Source organism: Pseudomonas sp. NyZ201 (assembly GCF_049860765.1).
In the GTDB taxonomy this organism is placed as follows: Bacteria; Pseudomonadota; Gammaproteobacteria; order Pseudomonadales; family Pseudomonadaceae; genus Aquipseudomonas; species Aquipseudomonas bharatica.
On record NZ_CP187557.1, the window covers coordinates 1,683,885 to 1,705,619 of the forward strand.

A 21,735-nucleotide genomic window follows, 5' to 3' on the forward strand; every position below is an offset into this window, starting at 1 on the left:
CCACAGGTTATGCGAAACCTGGGGGAGCTGGCTTGCCAGCGATAGGGCCCGAAAGAGCCCCGCAGGTCTCAGAAACTGACCGAAGCCGAAACCCGCGCCGTCCGCGGCGCCCCCTGGAACAGATAGTTGTCCCCCAGGTAATCCCCCACATCCCGCCAGTAGCGCTTGTCGAACACGTTATCCACAGTCAGGCGCAGCGCCGTGTCATACCCGGCGATCTTCGTGCTGTAGCGGCTGCCCAGGTCGAATACGGTATAGCCACCGGCTTCCACGGTTCCCTCGTGGTTGGCGTACTTGCTGGCGCTGTAGCGCATGCCGCCGAGCAGGGCCAGGCCGGGTACGCCGGGAATGCTGTAGTCGGCCTGCAAGGCCGCGCGCAGGCGCGGTACGTTCAGGGCCTGGTGATCGTCGTAGGCGTCGGTGCCGCTGTCTTCGACCCGCGCGCGGGTGGCAGCGATACTGGCATTGATCTGCAGGTCCGAGGTCGCCCAGCCGCTGGCGCCCAGTTCCAGGCCGATATTCTTCTGCTGACCCTGTTGCACGTAGGTGAAATTCCCGGCGCCGTCGGGCCGGGCATACTGGTAGGCCTGGCGCAACTGGAAGAGCGCCGCGCTGAAGCTCATGCGCTGCCAGTCACGCTTGATTCCCAGCTCGATCTGGTGGGAGGTGGTCGGGGCGAGGATGTCCCCGCCATTGGAGGCGAACCACGGTGAGGTGCCGCCGGACGACAGGCCCTTGCTGTAGCTGGTGTAGAGGGACAGGTCCGGACGCGGCTTGTAGATCAGCGCTGCGTTGGGCAACAACTCATACTGGCGCGTGTGCCGGTTCGAGACACCGTCTTCAGCGAAGGCTTCTTCGTCCAGGCGAACTTCGCGGGCGCCGATCACTGTCTGCCATTGTTCGTTGAAACTGATGTGATCACTGAAAAACACACCGTACTGGCGGCTGTCCAGGCGTCGTTCGGTATGGCCTGGGCTGCCTGGTGCCGGATCGAAGGCCGGGGTTGCCTGATAGATGTTGGCTGTGCCCACCCACTCGTTGAAGGTCGGACGCTGATCGACGGTGCGCCGTTGTGCACTGGTGCCCAATGTCAGTTCATGATTCACGCTGAGGGCATCGAAGCGGCCGACAAGGGTGGCCTGGGCTTCGTCGGTGCGGCGGGTGTCGTCCGGGCTGCGGTAGTCGTAGATGTCGTAGTCGCCGTCGGGACTGAAGGTGTTGCCCAGGCCGGGACAACTGGCCGCACCGTAGCAACCCCAGGCAAACGAGCTGTAGTCATCGATTACCACCCGGCTGCGCGATGCACTCAATGTCCCGGTCCAGGCATCATTGAAGCGGTATTCGAAACGTCCGCCGAGGTTCAGCGAATCGCTCTTCACCTGGTGCGCCCAGTCCTGCCAGGCCAGGCGGTCCTTCGGGTCGATACCATGCGGCAGGCTGGTGCCGCCCAGCAACTGATAGCCCGGCACCGAATATTGCTCGCGGGTCTGGTACTCGACGTCCAGTTGCAGCAGCGCGTTCGGACTCATCTGCCAGTCGAACGCCAGGGAGGCGAAGTCCCGCTGGCCGTCGGCATGGTCCACATAGCTGCGGATATCCTCGTGCGCCAGGTTGGCGCGCAGGCCGAACTGGCGTTCGCTGCCGAACCAGCCGCCGAGGTCGGTGGCGATATAGCGCTCGCCCTGCTCGTTGCTGGACAAGGTCAGCGAACGCACGTCTTCCGGGCGCTTGGTCACGTAGTTGATGAGCCCGCCAGGTTCCGACACGCCGCTTTGCAGCCCGGACAGGCCCTTGAGCAATTCCACCTGCTGCTTGTTCTCCAGCGCCACGTTCTGTTCGCCGGTGATGGTCTGGCCGTTGATCTTGTAGCTGTGCGCGGCGTCGAGGCTGAAGCCGCGCACATTGAAGTTTTCGTAGTAGCCGATCGGCGCGTAGGACTCGCCCACCGAGGCATCGCTTTGCAGCACCTCGCTGAGCAGGCGCACCTGGCGGTCCTGCAGCATTTGTTCGGTGAACACCGAGACCGAGGCCGGAGTGTCCAGCAGCGGTGCGGAAGAGAATCCAGCCACCTGGGCCTGACGCGGCTGATAGCCCTCATCCCTGGTGTCGGATACGTTCAGCGGATCGAGGACGACACTGTCTTCGGCAAAGGCGTACGGGTTGCTCAGGGCCAGGCCGGCGGTGAGCAGGCTGAGCGGCAGGCACGGGCGGTGCAAGGACATGCGGCAAAACTCCTTGGGGGCCGACAGCGGGCACACCGTTGTCGTTCGGAGTTGCCGGTGGCTGAAGACCCGGTACGGCGAGAGGAAGGCACGGGCGAGGGGGATGGCACTGCGCCAGGGCGTGCTGGCGCGGGCGCAATCTTAGCAGGGGCAACCGCGTTGCGGTGCCCCGATTTGCCATGTCATTGCAGAGGATGAGCGGTGTGGCAGGATGCCGGGCTCAGGAGTTCGATAGCTGCCGCGGCTGCGTGCGGCGGCGCCAGTTGCCGTCCAGCTTCGACCAGGTCTTCCCATCGGTCACCGCCAGTAGCTTGCGGCCATCCTTGAAGGTGGCAAGGAAGGTGATTTCCTCGTCCTTGCTGCCCAGCCAGAGCCCGGCGAGCAGGCCCAGCGGGCCGGCCATCAGGCAACCGGCGAAGCCCCAGCCAAGGGCGCTGCCCAGGTTGCGGCTGGTTTCCTGATTGGCGACCTTCATTTCCTTGATGCGTGAGAGCGCGATTTTTTCGCCCGGTGAAGGGCTCGCGGCGGTCTTGAGTGTGAGCGATCCATTGCGGTACTCGCCTTCACCTTGCAAGAAATCGCCGGATTGAACCGTGAGTCTTGTCATGCGGGTAATCCAGGTTGAGAGGGCTTGTTGACCAGCGCTTACTCAGCCCCCCGGACACCCCCAAGTCAATCGCCAGGCGACGGAGGGTAGGACATCCGTCAGACGGTTCTGACCTGCATCACTTTGTTGCCCCCCAGCCACCACACCAGCAGGCCGACGACGCCGATCCCCAGCCCGGCGATAACGGTGCCGTTCCAGCCCCAGGCCTGGAACAACTGGGTACCCAGCAGCGAACCGCTGGCGCCACCGATGAAATAGCAGGTGATGTAGCCGGCATTGAGACGGTTGCGCGCTTCAGGGCGCAGGGCGATTACCGCGTTCTGGTTGCTGACGTGGACCAATTGCACGGCCAGGTCGAGCAACAGCACACCGGCCAGCAATGCCGCCAGCGAGGTCGGGGCGAAAGCCAGGGGTATCCAGGACAGCAACTGCACCAGCAGACCGACGGTCGTGCCTTGCGCACCCTTGCCTTTATCGGCCAGGCGTCCGCCCCAGTTGGCGGCCAGGGCGCCGGCGGCACCGGCCAGGCCGAACAGTCCGATTACGCCATCGGAATACTGGTAAGGCTCGGCCTTCAGCAGGAACGCCAGGGGCGTCCAGAACAGGGCGAACAGGCAGAAGGAAATTGCCCCGAGCAATGAGCGAAGCCGCAGCACCGGCTCTTCGGCGAACAGCCGGAACACCGAGCCGATCAGCGCCGGATAGGCCAGGCCGGCATGCTGCTGACGTTGCGGCAGTGCGCGATACAGGGCAATGGCGCTGAGGGCCATGAGTGCGGCGGCGAGCATGTAGATGCTGCGCCAGTCACCGAGGGTGGCCATGAAGCCGGCGGCAGTGCGGGCCAGAAGAATGCCCAGCAGCAGCCCGCCCATCAGGGTGCCGACGACCCGGCCGCGTTCGCTCGGCTCGCTGAGTCCGGCGGCCATCGGCACCAGCACCTGGGCCACCACCGAGAACAGGCCGGTGAGCGTGGTGCCCAGCAGCAGCCACGGCAGGCTTGGGGAAAAGGCGCTGATCAACAGGCCGATGGTGGCAATGCTGATCATGCTGACGATCAGGCGGCGCTGCTCGAACAAATCACCCAGCGGCGCCAGGAGGAACAGGCCGGCGCCATAGCTGAGCTGGGCGGCGATGACGATGCAGCCGGCGCTGGCGGTGCTCAGGCCAAAGTGTTCGGCAATGCTGTGCAGCAAGGGCTGGGCGTAATAGTTGCTGGCCACCGCCAGGCCGGTGGCGGTGGCCATCAGCAGGATCAGGGCGCGACTCAGGACGGGTGTGGAACTCATGGGTGCCTCCTTTCAAGAGCCGTCAGTATGGGAAATGCACTAGCATGACGCCAATGCATAGTTGTCATCGGATCAATCTCGAAAGCAGATGGATAAATGAATCTGAAGCAGATCGAATATGCCCTGGCCGTTGCCGAAACCGGCAGCTTCACCGGCGCCGCCGAGCGTTGTCACGTGGTGCAATCGGCGCTTAGCCATCAGATCGCCAAACTGGAGGAACAGCTCGGCACCCGGTTGTTCGAGCGCAGTTCGCGCCGGGTTCGGCTGACCCCGGCCGGCGAGGCCTTCGTGCCTAATGCCCGCATCGCCCTGGATGCGGCGCGGCGGATTGCCGACGAGGTGGCCGCCGCTACCGGAGAAGTGCGCGGGCGCTTGTCCATCGGCGAGATCAGTTCGCTGACCGAACTGGACCTGGTCGATCTGCTGGCCGGCTTTCACCGTGAGTACCCGAAGGTGGATATCCGCTGGCTGATGGGCAAGAGCGAGCTGATGATCGGCGATGTCCGCGAGCGGCGCCTGGACGTGGCTTTCATCGGTGTCTGGCCGGGGGAATCGCTGGACGGGGTCGAGCATCGCCTGCTGGCCAGGGAGGAACTGGTGGCAGTGCTGCCGCTGGAGCATCGCTTGGTTATCCACAGTTGCTTGTCACTGGCGCAACTGGAGGATCAACCGCTGGTGGACTTCCAGGCCGGCACCGGTGCACGGCGCCAGACCGACGAAGCCTTTACCGCCGCCGGCCTGCGTCACCGGGTGCAGTTCGAGGTGGGAACCACCAACCTGATCGAGAAATTTGTCCAGCGCGGCCTCGCCCTGGGGCTGGTGGCAGAGCGGGTGGCCGCCGGGTTCCAGCGCGTGAAGGTACTGCCGGTCAGCGATGCGCCGGTGCGTCATGTGTATGCCATCTGGTCGAAGACCCCGACCCCGGCCGCCAGTGCCTTTATCCGCTTGCTGGAACGGCATCTGGCGGCGCGGTGACTGTCAGGCGGCGAAACCGCCGTCGATGGTCAGGCTGGCGCCGGTGATATAGGCCGCTTCCGGGCCCGCCAGGTAGGCGACGAAACCGGCGATTTCCTCGACATGACCGTAGCGCCCGATCGCCATCAGCCCTATCAGGGTGTCGGCGAACTCGCTGTCGGCCGGGTTCATGTCGGTGTCTACCGGGCCGGGCTGCACGTTGTTGATGGTGATGCCACGCGGGCCAAGGTCGCGTGCCAGGCCGCGGGTCAGCCCGACCAGTGCCGATTTGCTCATCGCGTAGGTTGCGCCGCCGGAAAACGGCATGCGCTCGGCATTGGTGCTGCCGATATTGATGATCCGCCCGCCCTGGCCCATATGCCGAAGCGCGGCCTGGGTAGCGACGAAGACGCTGCGCACGTTGACCGCGAGCGTGCGATCGAAATCCTCCAGGCTGAACTCGGCGACATCGCCAAGCGCCAGGACTCCGGCATTGTTGACCAGGATATCGAGTCGACCGAAGTGCCCGGCGGCCAGGTCCACCGCTTGCTGCACGGCGGCGGCGTCAGCGCTGTCGGCTTTCAGTGCCAGGGCCTTGCCGCCACCCTGGCGGATCTCGTTCTGCAGCTGTTCGGCGACGTCCTGTGAACTGACGTAGGTGAAGGCCACTGCGGCACCCTGTTCGGCCAGGCGTTTGACGATGGCCGCGCCGATGCCGCGCGAGCCGCCCTGGACCAATGCCACTTTGCCGCTGAGGTTGTGTTGGGTCGACATGCTTGATGCTCCGAAGGAACAAGGCCGGATGCCTTGTGAATGGAACCGAGTATCTGCCTGTGATTACCACTCGATAAGCCGGTAATCGCTATAGTCTGAATAAACCCTTGGTATGGAATGTCCGATGGAAACCTTCACCAGCATCGAGTGTTTTATCCGCAGTGCCGAAGTCGGCAGCTTTGCCGAAGCCGCGCGACGCCTGAGCCTGACGCCTGCGGCCGTGGGCAAGAACGTCGCCGGGCTGGAAGCGCGCCTGGGTGTGCGGTTGTTCCAGCGTAGTACCCGAAGCCTGGCCCTGACCGAGGCCGGCCAGCGTTTTCTTGCCGAGGTGCGTGACAGCTTCCAGACCATCCAGCACGCCGTAACCAACCTGGCAAGCGCTGAAGGGCAACCGGCGGGGACCTTGAAGGTGAGCATGGGCACGGTGTTCGGGCGCCTGTATATCCTGCCGATGCTGGGCGATTTCCTGCGGCGCTATCCGGCGATCACGCCGGACTGGCACTTCGATAATCGTCAGGTGGATCTGATTGCGCAGGGTTTCGATGCGGCCATCGGCGGCGGTTTCGAACTGCCGCCCGGGGTAGTGGCGAGAAAGCTGGCGCCGGCACACCGGATCCTGGTGGCGTCGGCGGATTACCTGGAGGGCTGCGGCGAAATACGCACGCCGGAGGATCTGGCCAGGGCCGACGGTATCCTGATCCGCTCGCCGCAGACCGGACGGGTACGCTCATGGCCGCTGACCAGTCGCTGGCAGGAGCAGAGTCCGTTGAACCTGCGCCAGCGCATGACCATGAGCGATTCCGAAGCGGCCTGCGCGGCGGCGGAGCAGGGCTTGGGTGTGGCACTGGTGAGCATGCCGTTTGCCGTGCCATATCTGCAGCGCGGCAGCCTGCGGCGGGTGCTGCCGGACTGGTACGTGGATGACGGCAATATTTCGTTGTACTACGCCCAGCACAGGTTGCTGCCGGGGAAGACCCGGGTGTTCGTGGATTTCCTGATGGAGCAGTTTGTGGTGCAGGGCTTGGCGGGGCGGTTCGATGCGTTGGGCTGATGGCGAATTCAAGGTGCTCTTCCGGGCCTCTATTTCACGGAAATAACGACCAATGCCTGCCGCCCATTCCCCACCACCAGATTCAGTTCATCCTCTTCGAACTTGCCCAGCAACTGCTGCCCCAACGGCGACCGCGGGGTGATCACCGTCACCAGCCCATCGCCTTCGCCAATCTTCAGTCCCGCTGCCTCGGGCCCGAGAAACAGCCACTGCCGGCGCCCGTCCTGATCCTCCAGCAATACCAGGTTGCTCACCTGGATGCCGCGTTGCGCGTCGTAATCGCGCAAGCTCAGCTGTTGGTAGGCCGAGCGCGCCTGACGGATCTCTTCCATGCGCCGGGCTTGTCCGGTCGCCAGGTAGGAGGCTTCCAGGCTAAGGGTGTCGTATTTGTTCTCGGCGATGTTCTCTTCCGCAGTAGCGGCTTCGTAGGCGGTCTGGGCGGCGCGCCGGATCATGTCCAGGTCGACGGCCAGACGCTCGACGATGGCGTGCAACAGCGCTCGCTTGTCGGGTTCAGCGGCAGAATTCAAGAACATTGGCCCGGCTTTTCTCGGTAGGTGCAGTGCGGTTCTGTTGCAGCCAGAACTGGCATCTGGGATTGGAAAGGTTGCGTGGATTTTTCTCGGCGCTGTCGAAGGCGTCCTCGACCTGCCGGGTCTGCAAGGCCTGTTGGTACTGCTCGAACATCCGGTTCTGTTCCGGCGATTGCTCCTGGATGCCCGGATAGCGAGCGGCCGGTGGCTGTGCCGGGGCCGGGGCCGGGGCAGTGAGCGGCTGGCTGATCACCGAGGCCACCGGTTCGCGCACTTGCGGCACGAACTGCCAGACACCCCAGAGGGTCAGGCCGATAGCGATGAAGCCCAGCCACAGGCCAAGGGCGACACCCAGCGCCAGCGGCAGGATTTTGGCTGAAACCTTGAATGAACGCGGACGGGTTCGGTAGGACATGAAAGCCTCCTGGCCAGGAAAGGGACGGGATTGTCGCACGATGGATCTTTTGTCTGGAGCCGATAATCCGGACAATCGACGATTATTCGTTCGCGGTGCAAGAGGACCTGCCATGAAACCGACCTGGGACATCTTCTGCTGCGTCGTCGACAACTACGGTGATATCGGTGTGACCTGGCGCCTAGCCCGGCAATTGGTTGCCGAACATGGACTGGCGGTGCGGCTTTGGGTGGATGAGCCCAAGGCCTTCGTGCGCCTGTATCCGGAGGCGGATGTCGAGGCTCTGTGCCAGGTCTGCGAAGGGGTCGAGGTACGCCACTGGGAGGCGCAGTGGCACGTGGAGGAGGTGGCCGATGTGGTGATCGGCGCTTTCGCCTGCCAGTTGCCGACGGCCTATATCGAGGCCATGACACAGCGCGCCAGTCCGGTGCTATGGCTGAACCTGGACTACCTCAGCGCCGAAGACTGGGTGGAAGGTTGTCACGGCCTGCCATCGCCGCAGCCGAACGGTTTGCGCAAGGTGTTCTTTTTCCCCGGGTTTACCGAGCGCACCGGTGGCTTGCTGCGCGAGGGCGATCTACTGGAAAGGCGCGAAGCGTTCGACCGAGAGGTGTTTCTGCGCGACATGGGCATTACCCTTCAGCCCGATGCCCGGTTGATTTCGCTGTTTGCCTACGAAAATGGCGGATTGGCCAGCTGGTTCGATGCCCTCGCCGAGGACGCCCGGCCCAACCACGTGCTGGTACCGGAAGGGCGAATCCTGGGTGACGTGAAAACCTGGCTGGCTGTGGATAACCTTGCTGTCGGAGATATCCACAGGCGCGGCGCCCTGACCGTGCAGATCCTGCCTTTCGTCCGCCAGGACGACTACGACCGGCTGCTGTGGAGCTGCGATTTCAACGCAGTACGTGGCGAAGACTCCTTCGTCCGCGCGCAATGGGCCGGCCAGCCGCTGCTCTGGCACATCTATGTGCAGGAAGAGTATGCCCACTGGGAAAAACTCGAAGCCTTTCTCGATCGCTACACCCAGGGCCTTGAGCCCAGCGCTGCGGCGGCACTGGTGGAGCTGTGGCGGGCCTGGAACATGGACCGGGACATGGGCCTGGCATGGAAGCAGCTGTTGCCGCACTGGGATGAACTGGCGTTGCACGCCCGTCGTTGGTGCGCGGAACAGGCCGCCCGGCCGGACCTTGCCAAGGCGCTGGTGCAGTTTTACCGAAATTGGATATGATACGCGGCCTCGATTTTTATAAATCCATCCAGATTCGGATACTTTGTAATGAAAACTGGTAAAGAGCTGAAACCCGGTACCGTACTGCGTATCGATAACGACCCGTGGCTGGTCCAGAAAGCCGAGTTCACCAAGTCGGGCCGTAACAGCGCGATCATGAAGACCAAGCTGAAGAACCTGCTGACCGGCTACAAGACCGAAACCGTCTACGGTGCGGACGACAAGCTGGACGACGTGATCCTGGATCGCAAAGAAGCGACCCTGTCGTTCATCAGCGGTGACACCTACACCTTCATGGACACCACCGACTACACCATGTACGAGCTGAACGCCGAAGACATCGACGCCGTTCTGCCGTACATCGAAGAAGGCATGGAAGACATCTGCGAAGCCGTCTTCTTCGAAGGCCGCCTGGTTTCCGTAGAGCTGCCGACCACCATCAGCCGTCAGGTTGTCTACACCGAAAACGCTGCCCGTGGCGACACCTCCGGCAAGGTCATGAAGCCTGCCAAACTGAAGAACGGTACCGAGATCCAGGTTGCCGACTTCATCCAGATCGACGAGTGGATCGATATCGACACTCGCGACAACAGCTTCAAAGGCCGCTCCAAGAAGTAATCTTCCTGGCGTCCACGAAAAACCCGGCCTTGGCCGGGTTTTTTTGTGCCTGGTGAAAATCAGACGCTCACATGCAGGCGCACATCGACGTTGCCGCGGGTGGCGTTGGAGTAGGGGCAGACCTTGTGCGCTGCGTCTACCAGGGCCTGGGCGTCGGCTTGCTCGAGGCCCGGCAGGCTGATGCGCAGGTCGATATCAAGGCCGAAGCCGCCTTCGATCTGACCGATGCCGACCTGCGCGGTGATCGCGGTTTCGCCGGGCAACTGGCGCTTGCCCTGGGCAGCAACGAATTTCAGCGCACCGATGAAGCACGCCGAGTAGCCGGCAGCGAACAGCTGCTCCGGGTTGGTTGCTGCACCGCCGGCACCCCCGAGCTCCTTCGGCGTGGCCAGTTTCACGTCAAGGATGCCGTCGCTGGAGAGGGCACGGCCGTCGCGGCCACCGGTGGAGGTTACGGTTGCGGTGTAGAGCGCTTTCATGGGGAGATCCTCGAACCTTGGTAAGTGTTTGGCGTTTGGGGCGCCGGCTGGGTACGGGGATAAAGTTAGTTCACAAATATTTAGTGCGCAAGATAAATTTTCAAATTTTTCTCTGCAGCCCCTGCAGCGAGGGCTGACAGCGAAGTCGAAAGCCCCGGGGCAGAGCCGTTAAAGGTTCTTTTGCAATTGCTCGCGCAGCTCCAGCAGTTGCGCTTGCAGTTGTTGCAATTGCTCCATCGACTGGCCGCTGGCACCGAGGATGCAATGCGGGACCCGGCGTGCCTGCTGTTGTAGCTCACGTCCGGCGTCGGTCAGTTCGACGATCACTACCCGTTCGTCTTCACGGCTGCGGGTGCGCTTGAGCAGGCCTTCGGCCTCGAGGCGCTTTAGCAGGGGGGTAAGGGAGCCGGGATCGGTCAGCAGGCGATGGCTGATCTCGCCTACGGTCAAGGCATCCTGCTCCCACAGCACTAGCATCGCCAGGTACTGCGGATAGGTCAGGCCGAGTGCCTGGAGCAAGGGTTTGTACACCTTGGTCATCAGCAGTGATGTGGAATGCAGGGCGAAGCACACCTGGTTGTCGAGGAGCAGTTCGTCACAGCGTTCGGGAGCTGGAGTATCGGCGTTCATGCAGATCCTTTTATTCGTCAGGCTCTTGAATATTAGCACGCAAGTTTTTAGCGCGATTGCCAGCTCAGTTCGCTCTGTAGCGCAAGATCCCAGGGCGGCACCGGGCTAAAACGGCTCTTGAGGAATTGGAGAAGCAAACGGCTGCGAGAGTTCGTTTCATGTTCAAGGCGCAGCGCGTAGACGCCGCTGGTTTCGGCGGCAGGCAGGCCGTTTTCGCAAAACAGCGGCAACAGTTCGCCACGCAGCAGGTATTCGCTGATCAGCCAAGTCGGCAGATGGGCGATGCCCAGGCCGGCCAGGGCGCCGAACAGAAGGGTTTCGGCATTGTTGGCGGTCATGCGCATGCGTGATGGGCGCAGCAGGCGCATCTGTCCGTCCACTTCGAAGCGCCAGGCGAAGGGCGGAGCAAGGCCGTCCCAGTCCAGGCCATCATGTTCGGGCAGCTCGGCGGGGCTGGCCGGCACACCGCGCTGGCGCAGGTAGGCCGGGCTGGCGCAGGCGATGCGCACCATGTAGGCCAGTGGCGTCGCCACCAGGCGGGTGTCGGCCAAGGGGCCGGCGCGCAATACCAGGTCTACCTCGCCGAGATGAGCACCCTGCATATCGACGAAGCTGTCGATCAGGCGCAATTGCACATCGAGCCCCGGATAGGCGACCAGGAAATCGGCGATGGCCGGCGCCAGGTGGCGGCGCCCGAAGGCCGCCGGCGCGTCGATACGGATCAGGCCTTCGGGGGCATTGCTCAGGGAGACGGCCTCGGCCCGGGCCAGGCGCAATTCCTCGACGATACGCCGGGCCCGCTCGGCAAAGGCATTGCCCGCCGGGGTCGGGCGCACTGCATGGGTGCTGCGTACGAACAGGCGGCTGCCCACGGCACTTTCCAGATTGTCGATACGCCGCGCTACCGCCGAGGGGGTCAGAGGATGGCGTCGGGAGGCGGCGGAAAAACTGCCGGTTTCAAGAACGTCGAGGAACAGCTTGAACTGTTCGGTGAGGGCGTCGGGGTTCATGGTGATGGGGGGCTTATGCGAAAGTGGCAAAGCCATTGTGCGCTGCTGTGCGTTTCCCCGCTAGCCGCAGATCGGTAGCATGCTTGCCATTAAATAGTGGGTGAGGCCGGCATGATCGAGTGGTTGATGTACATCGTCCTGGGTGCGGTCCTGGGCACCGTGGGTGGTCTGTTCGGTATCGGTGGTGGCTTGATCGCCATCCCGGCGCTGGGGGTGCTGTTTGGCCTGGACCAGCAGTTGGCCCAGGGCACGGCGTTGGTGATGGTTGTGCCCAATGTGATGCTGGCGCTGTGGCGTTATCACCAGCGCAACCGCATCGAGGCGCGGCATGCGGTACCGCTGGCGGCGGCCGGTTTCGTGTTTGCCTGGCTGGGTTCCCTGTGGGCGGTAGGCGTGGATGCGCGGGCAATGCGTATTGGCTTCGTCGCGTTTCTTGTCGCCCTGGCGGCGTGGAATGTGGTGCGGATGTTCATGAAGACGGCGCAGCCTTCCAGCGAGTTGCGCCATCCCTGGCCGTGGCTGGGCGTGCTCGGCAGTTTCTCCGGGGTAATGGGCGGTTTGTTCGGCGTAGGCGGCGCGGTTGTGGCAACGCCTGTGCTGACCAGTGTGTTCGGCACTACCCAGGTCGTGGCCCAGGGCTTGTCGCTGGCCCTGGCCCTGCCGAGTACAGCGGTAACCCTGGCGACCTATGGTTTCCACCAGCATGTGGAATGGTCCATGGGTATTCCGTTGGCAGTGGGCGGCCTGCTCAGCATCAGTTGGGGCGTGAAGCTGGCCCATGCCATGCCGGAGAAGATGTTGCGCTCGCTGTTCTGCGGGTTCCTGGTGATCTGCGCGCTGATGCTTGGTTTCAAGATCTAAAGAGCTACGCGGACGTTGTGGGAGCGGGTTTACCCGCGATTGCGATGGTGGGTTCACTAACGTAATCGCGGGTGAACCCGCTCCCACAGGGGCCGTGTCGCTCCTCAGGTGATCAGCGGCGAACCTGTTTCAGTGTTTCTGCAATCAGGAACGCCAGCTCCAGCGACTGATCGGCATTCATCCGCGGGTCACAGTGCGTGTGATACCGGTCCGACAGCGCATCCTCGGTGATCGGCCGTGCCCCGCCGATGCACTCGGTGACATTCTGCCCGGTCATTTCGATATGGATCCCGCCCGCATGGGTCCCCTCGGCCTGGTGCACTTGGAAGAACTGCTTCACCTCGCTGAGGATCTGCGCGAAATCCCGGGTCTTGTAGCCGCTGCTGGCCTTGATGGTGTTGCCGTGCATCGGGTCCGAGCTCCACAGCACCTGGCGGCCTTCGCGCTCGACGCTGCGAATCAGCCCCGGCAGGTGATCACCGACCTTCTCCGCACCCATGCGCACGATCAGGTTGAGGCGCCCCGGGTCGTTGGCCGGGTTGAGGATATCGATCAGGCGGATCAGTTCCTCGGTGTTCATGCTCGGGCCGACCTTGACCCCGATCGGGTTGTTCACCCCGCGCAGGAACTCGACATGGGCGCCGTCCAGCTGGCGGGTGCGGTCGCCGATCCAGAGCATGTGTGCCGAGCAGTCGAACCAGTCGCCGGTCAGGCTGTCCTGGCGCACGAAGGCTTGTTCGTAGTTGAGCAGCAGCGCCTCGTGGGCTGTGAAGAAACTGGTCTCGCGCAGTTGTGGTGCGCTGTCCAGGCCGCAGGCGCGCATGAAGGCCAGGGTCTCGTCGATGCGGTCGGCCAACTGGCTGTATTTCTCGGCCAGGGCCGAATTGGCGATGAAGTCCAGGTTCCACTTGTGCACCTGGTGCAGGTCGGCGAAACCGCCCTGGGCGAACGCGCGCAGCAGGTTCAGGGTGGCAGTCGCCTGGTGATAGGACTGCAACAGGCGCTCCGGGTCGGGCACGCGGCTTTTCTCGTCGAAACCGATGCCGTTGACGATGTCGCCGCGGTAGGCGGGCAGGGTGACGCCATTGATGGTTTCATCGCCGGCAGAGCGCGGCTTGGCGAACTGCCCGGCCATGCGCCCGACCTTCACCACCGGGCAGCCGGCGGCGAAGGTCATGACGATCGCCATCTGCAGCAGGACCTTGAAGGTGTCGCGGATCTTCGCCGCCGAGAACTCGGCGAAGCTTTCCGCGCAATCACCGCCCTGGAGCAGGAAGGCGCGGCCCTGGGTCACCTCGGCGAACTGGCGACGCAGTTCGCGGGCTTCGCCGGCGAAGACCAGCGGCGGATAGCTGGCCAGGGTCTGCTCGACCTTCAGCAGGTGGGCGGCATCGGGGTAGACGGGTTGCTGCTGGATCGGCAGGGCGCGCCAGCTTTCGGGACTCCAGGGTTGGCTCATCACAGGCTCTGTTGGTTATTGGCTGAGGCGAAGACGCATGCCCGCCATGCTATCACCCGGCACACGCCTTGTTGCACTGCACGCATTGACGGACAATGCCGGCTTTTCGAGGCACCCAGGGTTGCCGGGAGACAGCATGACAGAGCGCGAAGAGCGTCTGCTGGCGCAGGTGCACGATCAGTTTGGCACCATCAGCGTGTACGAGGTCGAGGACTACCGTTTTCTCGAGTTCGGCGAGGCCATCGAGCAGAGCTGCGTATTCACCGCCGATCCCAGCTGGCTGGAGTATGACTACACCCGCGCCATGCTGGTCGGGGCGCTATGCCATGAGCTGCCTGAAAGTGCGCTGTTCCTCGGCCTTGGCGCCGGGACCCTGACCCAGGCCTGCCTGAAGTTCCTGCCGCTGGATGACGTCGAAGCCATCGAGCTGCGCCCGGACGTACCGCGCCTGGCTATCGAATACCTCGGGCTGGACGATGATCCGCGCCTGTATATCCGGGTCGGTGATGCACTCGAGCTGCTGCCCAGCGCCGAGCCGGCCGACCTGATCTTCGTCGACCTGTATACCGATCACGGCCCGGGCGTAGGCCATCTCGCCTGGGGCTTCCTCGAAGAATGCCAGAAACGCCTGAATCCCGGCGGCTGGCTGGTGATCAACCAGTGGGCCGGCGATGATGGCCGGCCATTGGGCGCGGCGTTGCTGCGCGGTCTGTATTCGAGGCATTACTGGGAACTGCCGGTGAAGGAGGGCAACGTGATCCTGCTGGTGCCGGCCGACCTCGACCAGACCCTTGACACCATCGGGCTGCGCGCGCGTGCCGAGGCCCTGGCGCCGCGCCTGGGGTACTCGTTGCACTACCTGATCGAGGCGATCAGGCCGGCGACCTGAGTAAAACGTTTCAGCGGAAAATCCAGGCAAGGCAGGCCGAAGTACCTCAAGCGCGTCGTTTCAAGGTTCGCGCCTGTCGTTTTCCGAAAAAAACCTCTCACCGAACGAACGAATTCAGGTATAGTGCGCGCCGGTCTTTCAACGGACCTCGTTCAAGGCAGTGCTCTGCGAAGTCAACTTCGCTGCATGTCCGCATCGCGGACGCTTCCTGGACGTTCTTTTCTTTATCTTCAATCGTTTTCGCAAATCCCCGCCGACAAAGCTGCCAGGGTGACCCTCGGGTCTTACAAGGCATGCGCAGCTTTGGAGCATGGGTCTTTGCGGATGCACTTAGAGGCAGACCCATGACCCAGGAAACCGGCGGCTTCGCCGCTCTCGATCTTAATCCGAATATTGTTGCTGCCGTTCTGGCTACCGGCTACGAAGAGCCGTCCGCCATTCAGCAACAATCGATCCCGATCATTCTCGCCGGTCATGACATGATCGGTCAGGCGCAGACCGGTACCGGTAAAACCGCCGCCTTTGCCCTGCCCATCCTGAACCGCATCGACCCGAGCAAGCGCGAGCCGCAAGCCCTGATCCTGGCGCCAACCCGTGAGTTGGCGCTGCAAGTCGCTACCGCATTCGAAACCTACGCCAAGCAGATGCCGGGCGTGACCGTGGTAGCCGTATACGGTGGTGCCCCGATGGGCCCACAACTGAAAGCCATCCGCAACGGCGCGCAGATCGTCGTGGCGACTCCTGGCCGTCTGTGCGACCACCTGCGTCGTGACGAGAAGGTCCTGGCCACCGTGAACCACCTGGTTCTCGACGAAGCCGATGAAATGCTCAAGCTGGGCTTCATGGACGACCTCGAAGTGATCTTCAAGGCCATGCCGGAAAGCCGCCAGACCGTTCTGTTCTCGGCTACCCTGCCAGCCTCGATCCGTGCCATCGCCGAGCGCCACCTGCGCGAGCCGAAGCACGTCAAGATCCAGAGCAAGACCCAGACCGTGACCGCCATCGAGCAGGCACACCTGATGGTCCACGCCGACCAGAAGGTTTCCGCTGTCCTGCGTCTGCTGGAAGTGGAAGAGTTCGACGCGCTGATCGCCTTCGTGCGTACCAAGCAGGCCACCCTGGACCTGGCCAGCGCCCTGGAAGCCAAGGGCTACAAGGCTGCCGCGCTGAACGGCGACATCGCCCAGAACCAGCGTGAGCGCGTGATCGACTCGCTCAAGGACGGTCGCCTGGACATCGTCGTCGCTACCGACGTCGCTGCCCGTGGCCTGGACGTACCGCGCATCACCCACGTCTTCAACGTCGACATGCCGTACGACCCCGAGTCCTACGTGCACCGTATCGGCCGTACCGGCCGTGCCGGTCGTGAAGGCCGCGCGCTGCTGCTGGTTACCCCGCGCGAGCGCCGCATGCTGCAGGTGATCGAGCGTGTGACCGGTCAGAAGGTTGCCGAGGTTCGCCTGCCGAACGCCCAAGCCGTCCTTGATGCGCGCATCAAGAAACTGACCAACAGCCTGGCGCCGCTGGTTGCCGATGCCGAAGCGACCCATGGCGACCTGCTGGACCGCCTGACCGCCGATATCGGTTGCAGCCCGCGTGCCCTGGCCGCTGCGCTGCTGCGCAAGGCCACCAACGGTCAGGCCCTGACCCTGGAAGCCGTCGAGAAGGAACAACCGCTGGTTCCGAGCTACACCCCGCGTGAGCGTACCGGTGGCGAGCGTTCCGAGCGTAGCGGTGAGCGCGAGCGTCGTGCGCCGATGCCGCTGGGCGAAGGCCGTGCCCGTTGCCGTACCGCGCTGGGCGCGCGTGACGGTATCGCCGCGAAGAACCTGCTGGGTGCCATCCTCAACGAAGGCGGCCTGGCCCGCGAAGCCATCGGCCGCATCCAGGTGCGCGACAGCTTCAGCCTGGTCGAGCTGCCGGAAGAAGGCCTGGATCGCCTGCTGGCCAAGCTCAAGGACACCCGCGTTGCCGGCAAGCAGCTGAAACTGCGCCGTTATCGCGAGGATTGATCCTCGGCTGAATGAAAAAATCCCCGACTGGTTCGGGGATTTTTTTTGCCTGTCAGTAGCGGTGCACACGGATCCCTGTGGGAGCTGGCTTGCCAGCGATGAGGCCATCAGAAACACAGAAAAGCTTCAGTCGAACCTGTAGATATCCATCCCCAGCGCCCCAAGGGTAAACCCCTGGTGCTCGATCCCGAACCGCTCTCCGGCGCCCCGGGCGAAGTACAGCGGCAACAGATGCTCATCGCTCGGATGATTGCGTGCCGCAAACGGCGCCTGCCTGCGGTAATCCAGCAACGCATCGCCATCATCGGCCGCGAGTTTCTCCACCATCCAGTCACGAAACGCCAGTGCCCAGGGTGTCGAACCATTATCGGTTGCGCGCCAGTCCAGTTCGCCCAGGTTGTGGGTGATGCTGCCGGAGCCGATCAGCAGGATACCTTCAGCCCGCAGCGAGGCGAGGGCGCGCCCGACCTCTTCCTGGAAGGCCGGACCGCGCAGGCTCGGCAATGACACCTGCACGACCGGGATATCGGCCTGCGGATACATCAGGGACAGCGGCACCCAGGCGCCATGATCGAAAGGTCGTTTGCCATCGAGCCCGGCCGGCATGCCTGCGTCCTTCAGCAGGCCGGCGACCCGCTCGGCCAGCAGCGGCTCGCCGGGCGCCGGGTATTGCACAGCGAACAGTGCGGGCGGGAAGCCACCGAAGTCATGCCAGGTGGCTGGCCGCGCAGCGCTGGCAACCCACAGGTCGTGGCTTTCCCAGTGCGCCGAAACCACGATTATGGCTTTCGGCCGTGGCAGGCTGGCCGCCAGGCGCGCCAGGGCCGGGCCGCTTTCGCCGGGTTCCAGGGCGAGCATGGGGGATCCATGGGAAATGAACAGGCTTGGGAGCATCGCAAACGTCCTGAAGGGTATGATGGCTACCATCTTCAGCTAGATCATTGATCTAATTCCAATATAAGTTTTCGCATTATTTGATCGAAATCCTGGAGTCATCATGCAAGCGGATTTTTGGCACAAGCGCTGGGAGCGCAATCAGATCGGATTCCATCAGGACCAGGTCAACCCCTACCTGGCGCAATATTGGCCAACGCTGGCGATCGACGCGGGCAGCCGGGTGCTGGTGCCCCTGTGCGGCAAGAGCCTGGACCTGGCCTGGCTGGCGGGGCAGGGGCTGCGGGTGCTGGGGGTGGAGTTGTCGCAGCGCGCGGTGGAGGACTTCTTTGTCGAACAGCAGTTGCAACCTGAGCGGTACCAGCACGGGGCCTTCAGTTGCTATCGCAGTGAAGGCGTGGAGATCTGGTGCGGGGATTTCTTCGAACTGACGGCCGAGGATGTGGCTGGTTGCGTGGGGCTGTATGACCGTGCGGCGCTGATTGCCTTGCCGCCGGAGATGCGCCAGCGCTATGTGGCGCACTTGAATGCGATCCTGCCCAAGGGCTGTCGGGGTGTGCTGGTGACGATGGAATATGACCAGTCGAAGCTGGACGGCCCGCCGTTCTCGGTGGCCGATGATGAGGTCCGGGCATTGTTTGCCGGGCGCTGGCTGGTCAGCGAGGAGGCGGTGCAGGACATCCTTGGTGAGAGCTGGAAGTTCGTGCAGGCGGGCGTCGGTAGCCTGCTGGAGCGGGCCTACACCTTGAGGAGCTGAGTAAGCGGACCCTGTGGGAGCGGGTTCACCCGCGATTGCAATAGTGAATTCGCCACCGCAATCGCTGGCAAGCCAGCTCCCACAGGGGGGCGCGATGTTCCACAAAAAAGCCCGCCTAAGCGGGCTTTCCTGTTACTGGCGTCGATCAACCGCGGCGACGCAGTGCTTCGATGCGGTCTTCCAGCGGTGGGTGGCTCATCAGCAGGCCTGCCAGGCCCTGCTTCAGGCCGCCGTTGATGCCGAACGCATTCAGGGTGCTCGGCATCTGTACCGGTACGCCTTGCTCCGAGCGCAGGCGCTGCAGGGCGCTGATCATCGCTCCGGTACCGGCCAGGCGGGCGCCGGCGTCGTCGGCGCGGTATTCGCGTTTGCGCGAGAACCACATGACGATGATGCTGGCGAGGATGCCCAGGACCAGCTCGGCGATGATGGTCGCGATGTAGTAGGCGATACCCTGGCCCTCTTCGTTCTTGAAGATCACCTTGTCGACGAAGTTGCCGAAGATCCGCGCGAAGAACATCACGAAGGTGTTCACCACGCCCTGGATCAGCGCCAGGGTAACCATGTCGCCGTTGGCGACGTGGCCGATCTCGTGGGCCAGTACGGCACGCACCTCATCGGGCGAGAAACGCTCCAGCAGGCCCTGGCTGACCGCGACCAGGGCATCGTTGCGGTTCCAGCCGGTGGCGAAGGCGTTGGCCTCGTAGGCCGGGAAGATACCCACTTCCGGCATCTTGATGCCGGCATTGCGGGACAGCTCCTCGACGGTTTGCAGCAGCCATTGCTCGTGGCGGGTACGCGGCTGGCTGATGATCTGCGTACCGGTGCTCATCTTCGCCATCCACTTGGAGATGAACAGCGAGATCAGCGAGCCGGCAAAGCCGAACACGGCACAGAACACCAGCAACGAGTCGAGCTTCAGGTCGACGCCGTTGGCCGCCATGATCCCGTTGAAGCCGAACAGGCTCAGGGTGATGCTGGCAACCAGCACGACCGCGAGGTTGGTGGCTACGAACAGCAAAATGCGCATCATGGTTGTTACGTTCTCCAGACGGATAGATATGTAGCGTATGCGGCTATATAAGGTGCGCTTGGTGGCGATTCAACTGGGGGACTATTTCAAACTGTGTACGTGTCTGACAGCCAGGTACACCGACCCAACCCGCGGCTCAGAGCCGCGGGGCGAAAATTCTGACGTGGGGAGGGTCGATACCTGCGTCTTTTCCCACACAGGTATGACTGTAGGTTACTGCCGGTAGGACTTCAGGAAATTTCCGATACGCCCGATGGCCTGCTCGAGATCATCAACCCGTGGCAGGGTCACCACGCGGAAGTGATCCGGGCTCGGCCAGTTGAAGGCGGTACCCTGGACGACCAGCAGTTTTTCCGAGAGCAGCAGGTCGAGCACGAATTTCTCGTCGTTGAAGATCGGGCAGACCTTCGGATCGATCCGCGGGAAGGCGTAGAGCGCACCCATGGGCTTGACGCAGCTGACGCCGGGAATGTCGTTGAGCAATTCCCAGGTGCGGTTGCGCTGCTCCAGCAGGCGGCCCGGCGGCAGGACCAGGTCGTTGATGCTTTGGTAGCCGCCAAGCGCGGTCTGGATCGCATGCTGGGAGGGCACGTTGGCGCACAGGCGCATGTTGGCGAGGATGTCCAGGCCTTCGATATAGCTCTGGGCGTGTTGCTTGGGCCCGGAAATGATCAGCCAGCCCGAGCGGAAGCCGGCGACCCGGTAGGACTTGGACAGGCCGTTGAACGTCAGGCACAGCAGGTCCGGAGCGAGGGACGCAGTGCTTACATGGACCGCTTCGTCGTAGAGGATCTTGTCGTAGATCTCGTCGGAGAACACCACCAGGTTGTGCTGGCGGGCCAGTTCGAGCATGCCCAGCAGGACTTCGCGCGAATACACGGCGCCGGTCGGGTTGTTCGGGTTGATGATCACCAGGGCCTTGGTGTTCGGGGTGATCTTCGCCTTGATGTCTTCCAGGTCAGGGAACCAGTCGGCGCCCTCGTCGCACAGGTAATGCACCGGGCGACCGCCGGCCAGGCTCACCGCAGCAGTCCACAGCGGGTAGTCCGGGGCCGGGATCAGCACTTCGTCACCGTTGTTGAGCAGGGCCTGCATCGACATCACGATCAGTTCGGACACGCCGTTGCCGAGGTAGATGTCCTCGATGCCGACGCCTTCGATCTGTTTCTGCTGGCAGTACTGCATCACGGCCTTGCGCGCGCTGAACAGGCCCTTGGAGTCGCTGTAGCCCTGGGCGGTCGGCAGGTTGCGGATCACGTCCTGGAGAATTTCTTCCGGCGCTTCGAAACCAAAGGGTGCCGGGTTGCCGATGTTCAGCTTGAGGATGCGATGGCCTTCCTCCTCCAGGCGCTTGGCGTGCTTGAGCACCGGGCCGCGAATGTCATAGCAGACATTGGCGAGCTTGTTCGATTTGCTGACCTGCATGATGTGATCCCGATAAGAAAAGATCGCCGCCTGGCCCTTGTACGAAAACAGCGTTCGTACAAACCCTGCCGCGCCATGAAAAGGTTTGAAATGCGGGTAATCCGGGTGCCAGACTGTTGCCTGAATTGAGGCGCAATGATACGTCTCGCCCGTGCCGGCGAAAAGAAGCAGCACGGGCTTTTTATTTGACGAGGCCTGCCCATGGAAAAGATCGAGAAAACCCTTGAAGAATGGCGCGCGATGCTCGACCCCGCGCAGTACCAGGTGTGCCGCCTGAAGGGCACCGAACGCCCGTTCAGCGGAAAGTACAACTCGACGAAGACCGATGGCATCTACCATTGCATCTGCTGCAACGCGCCGCTGTTCGACTCGCGCGCCAAGTTCGACTCCGGCTGCGGCTGGCCGAGCTTCTACGAGCCGATCCAGGACAGCGCGATGATCGAAATCCGCGACACCTCCCACGGCATGATCCGTACCGAAGTCACCTGTTCGCGCTGCGACGCGCACCTGGGGCATGTATTCCCGGACGGCCCGCCGCCGACCGGACTGCGTTACTGCATCAATTCCGTGTGCCTGGAGCTGGAACCGCGCTGAA

The 21,735-nt window shown here is 63.1% G+C and carries 21 protein-coding genes and 1 pseudogene; 9 read left to right on the forward strand and 13 right to left on the reverse strand.

Annotation, left to right across the window (positions count from 1 at the left end; translation table 11 throughout):
* Positions 1 to 68: 68 nt before the first annotated feature.
* The 3 genes from ACPFMA_RS07780 to ACPFMA_RS07790 all read right to left on the reverse strand — a co-directional run bounded on the left by ACPFMA_RS07780 (position 69) and on the right by ACPFMA_RS07790 (position 4,115).
* Entirely contained in the window at positions 69 to 2,222 is a 2,154-nt protein-coding gene (locus tag ACPFMA_RS07780) for a TonB-dependent siderophore receptor (protein ID WP_425929931.1), read from the reverse strand.
* A 220-nt stretch (positions 2,223 to 2,442) separates the two neighbouring features.
* Positions 2,443 to 2,829 (reverse strand): hypothetical protein, encoded by a 387-nt coding sequence (locus ACPFMA_RS07785; RefSeq protein WP_420057482.1) that lies wholly within the window; start codon positions 2,827 to 2,829, stop codon positions 2,443 to 2,445.
* A gap of 98 nt (positions 2,830 to 2,927) precedes the next feature.
* Positions 2,928 to 4,115 (reverse strand): MFS transporter, encoded by a 1,188-nt coding sequence (locus tag ACPFMA_RS07790; RefSeq protein ID WP_425929932.1) that lies wholly within the window; start codon positions 4,113 to 4,115, stop codon positions 2,928 to 2,930.
* 96 nt (positions 4,116 to 4,211) lie between these two features.
* Here ACPFMA_RS07790 and ACPFMA_RS07795 point away from each other — a divergent pair, with 96 nt between their 5' ends.
* The gene (locus ACPFMA_RS07795) at positions 4,212 to 5,090 is read left to right on the forward strand and encodes a LysR family transcriptional regulator (protein ID WP_279898065.1); all 879 of its coding nucleotides are present in this window, start codon (positions 4,212 to 4,214) and stop codon (positions 5,088 to 5,090) included.
* Between the two features lie 3 nt (positions 5,091 to 5,093).
* Here ACPFMA_RS07795 and ACPFMA_RS07800 read toward each other — a convergent pair whose 3' ends face one another.
* Positions 5,094 to 5,843 (reverse strand): 3-oxoacyl-ACP reductase family protein, encoded by a 750-nt coding sequence (locus ACPFMA_RS07800; RefSeq protein ID WP_009406587.1) that lies wholly within the window; start codon positions 5,841 to 5,843, stop codon positions 5,094 to 5,096.
* Positions 5,844 to 5,967: 124 nt separating this feature from the next.
* Here ACPFMA_RS07800 and ACPFMA_RS07805 point away from each other — a divergent pair, with 124 nt between their 5' ends.
* Positions 5,968 to 6,894, forward strand: a complete 927-nt coding sequence (locus ACPFMA_RS07805) for a LysR family transcriptional regulator (protein WP_064304901.1) — start codon at positions 5,968 to 5,970, stop codon at positions 6,892 to 6,894.
* Between the two features lie 29 nt (positions 6,895 to 6,923).
* Here the strand turns inward: ACPFMA_RS07805 and ACPFMA_RS07810 are convergent, their stop codons facing one another.
* Both ACPFMA_RS07810 and ACPFMA_RS07815 read right to left on the reverse strand, forming a co-directional pair.
* Complete coding sequence (locus tag ACPFMA_RS07810; RefSeq protein WP_064304900.1) at positions 6,924 to 7,430, reverse strand: GreA/GreB family elongation factor; 507 nt, start codon at positions 7,428 to 7,430, stop codon at positions 6,924 to 6,926.
* On the reverse strand, positions 7,408 to 7,842 hold the full coding sequence (locus ACPFMA_RS07815) for a hypothetical protein (RefSeq protein ID WP_064305033.1): 435 nt from the start codon (positions 7,840 to 7,842) through the stop codon (positions 7,408 to 7,410). The genes ACPFMA_RS07810 and ACPFMA_RS07815 overlap by 23 nt, the downstream gene beginning before the upstream one ends.
* A gap of 112 nt (positions 7,843 to 7,954) precedes the next feature.
* Here ACPFMA_RS07815 and earP point away from each other — a divergent pair, with 112 nt between their 5' ends.
* Both earP and efp read left to right on the forward strand, forming a co-directional pair.
* The gene (gene earP, locus ACPFMA_RS07820; RefSeq protein WP_064304899.1) at positions 7,955 to 9,073 is read left to right on the forward strand and encodes an elongation factor P maturation arginine rhamnosyltransferase EarP; all 1,119 of its coding nucleotides are present in this window, start codon (positions 7,955 to 7,957) and stop codon (positions 9,071 to 9,073) included.
* Between the two features lie 48 nt (positions 9,074 to 9,121).
* Positions 9,122 to 9,691, forward strand: a complete 570-nt coding sequence (efp, locus tag ACPFMA_RS07825; protein WP_009406582.1) for an elongation factor P — start codon at positions 9,122 to 9,124, stop codon at positions 9,689 to 9,691.
* A gap of 59 nt (positions 9,692 to 9,750) precedes the next feature.
* Here efp and ACPFMA_RS07830 read toward each other — a convergent pair whose 3' ends face one another.
* The 3 genes from ACPFMA_RS07830 to ACPFMA_RS07840 form a co-directional block, all read right to left on the reverse strand.
* Positions 9,751 to 10,170, reverse strand: a complete 420-nt coding sequence (locus tag ACPFMA_RS07830; protein ID WP_009406581.1) for an organic hydroperoxide resistance protein — start codon at positions 10,168 to 10,170, stop codon at positions 9,751 to 9,753.
* A 168-nt stretch (positions 10,171 to 10,338) separates the two neighbouring features.
* Positions 10,339 to 10,800: a MarR family winged helix-turn-helix transcriptional regulator gene (locus tag ACPFMA_RS07835; RefSeq protein ID WP_037062174.1), complete on the reverse strand. Its 462-nt coding sequence runs from the start codon at positions 10,798 to 10,800 to the stop codon at positions 10,339 to 10,341.
* 47 nt (positions 10,801 to 10,847) lie between these two features.
* On the reverse strand, positions 10,848 to 11,810 hold the full coding sequence (locus ACPFMA_RS07840; RefSeq protein WP_064304898.1) for a LysR family transcriptional regulator: 963 nt from the start codon (positions 11,808 to 11,810) through the stop codon (positions 10,848 to 10,850).
* A 111-nt stretch (positions 11,811 to 11,921) separates the two neighbouring features.
* Between ACPFMA_RS07840 and ACPFMA_RS07845 the strand changes: the two genes are divergently transcribed.
* On the forward strand, positions 11,922 to 12,671 hold the full coding sequence (locus tag ACPFMA_RS07845; RefSeq protein WP_425929933.1) for a sulfite exporter TauE/SafE family protein: 750 nt from the start codon (positions 11,922 to 11,924) through the stop codon (positions 12,669 to 12,671).
* 112 nt (positions 12,672 to 12,783) lie between these two features.
* Here the strand turns inward: ACPFMA_RS07845 and ACPFMA_RS07850 are convergent, their stop codons facing one another.
* The gene (locus ACPFMA_RS07850; protein ID WP_064304896.1) at positions 12,784 to 14,130 is read right to left on the reverse strand and encodes a class II 3-deoxy-7-phosphoheptulonate synthase; all 1,347 of its coding nucleotides are present in this window, start codon (positions 14,128 to 14,130) and stop codon (positions 12,784 to 12,786) included.
* Positions 14,131 to 14,266: 136 nt separating this feature from the next.
* Between ACPFMA_RS07850 and ACPFMA_RS07855 the strand changes: the two genes are divergently transcribed.
* Together ACPFMA_RS07855 and ACPFMA_RS07860 are read left to right on the forward strand one after the other, a co-directional pair.
* Entirely contained in the window at positions 14,267 to 15,019 is a 753-nt protein-coding gene (locus ACPFMA_RS07855) for a spermidine synthase (protein WP_425929934.1), read from the forward strand.
* 310 nt (positions 15,020 to 15,329) lie between these two features.
* Positions 15,330 to 17,031, forward strand: a pseudogene (locus tag ACPFMA_RS07860) (DEAD/DEAH box helicase).
* Positions 17,032 to 17,157: 126 nt separating this feature from the next.
* Here the strand turns inward: ACPFMA_RS07860 and ACPFMA_RS07865 are convergent.
* On the reverse strand, positions 17,158 to 17,925 hold the full coding sequence (locus tag ACPFMA_RS07865; protein WP_425929935.1) for a DODA-type extradiol aromatic ring-opening family dioxygenase: 768 nt from the start codon (positions 17,923 to 17,925) through the stop codon (positions 17,158 to 17,160).
* A gap of 103 nt (positions 17,926 to 18,028) precedes the next feature.
* On the opposite strand from ACPFMA_RS07865, the gene ACPFMA_RS07870 reads away from it, so the two are divergent.
* A complete protein-coding gene (locus ACPFMA_RS07870) occupies positions 18,029 to 18,682 on the forward strand; it encodes a thiopurine S-methyltransferase (protein ID WP_425929936.1) in 654 nt (217 codons plus the stop codon).
* 145 nt (positions 18,683 to 18,827) lie between these two features.
* On the opposite strand, the gene htpX is transcribed toward ACPFMA_RS07870, so the two are convergent.
* Both htpX and ACPFMA_RS07880 read right to left on the reverse strand, forming a co-directional pair.
* A complete protein-coding gene (gene htpX / locus ACPFMA_RS07875) occupies positions 18,828 to 19,715 on the reverse strand; it encodes a protease HtpX (RefSeq protein ID WP_009398340.1) in 888 nt (295 codons plus the stop codon).
* Positions 19,716 to 19,928: 213 nt separating this feature from the next.
* Complete coding sequence (locus ACPFMA_RS07880) at positions 19,929 to 21,140, reverse strand: pyridoxal phosphate-dependent aminotransferase (protein WP_009398342.1); 1,212 nt, start codon at positions 21,138 to 21,140, stop codon at positions 19,929 to 19,931.
* A gap of 201 nt (positions 21,141 to 21,341) precedes the next feature.
* Here ACPFMA_RS07880 and msrB point away from each other — a divergent pair, with 201 nt between their 5' ends.
* Positions 21,342 to 21,734 (forward strand): peptide-methionine (R)-S-oxide reductase MsrB, encoded by a 393-nt coding sequence (gene msrB / locus ACPFMA_RS07885; protein ID WP_064304892.1) that lies wholly within the window; start codon positions 21,342 to 21,344, stop codon positions 21,732 to 21,734.
* The last annotated feature ends 1 nt before the right edge of the window (position 21,735 follow it).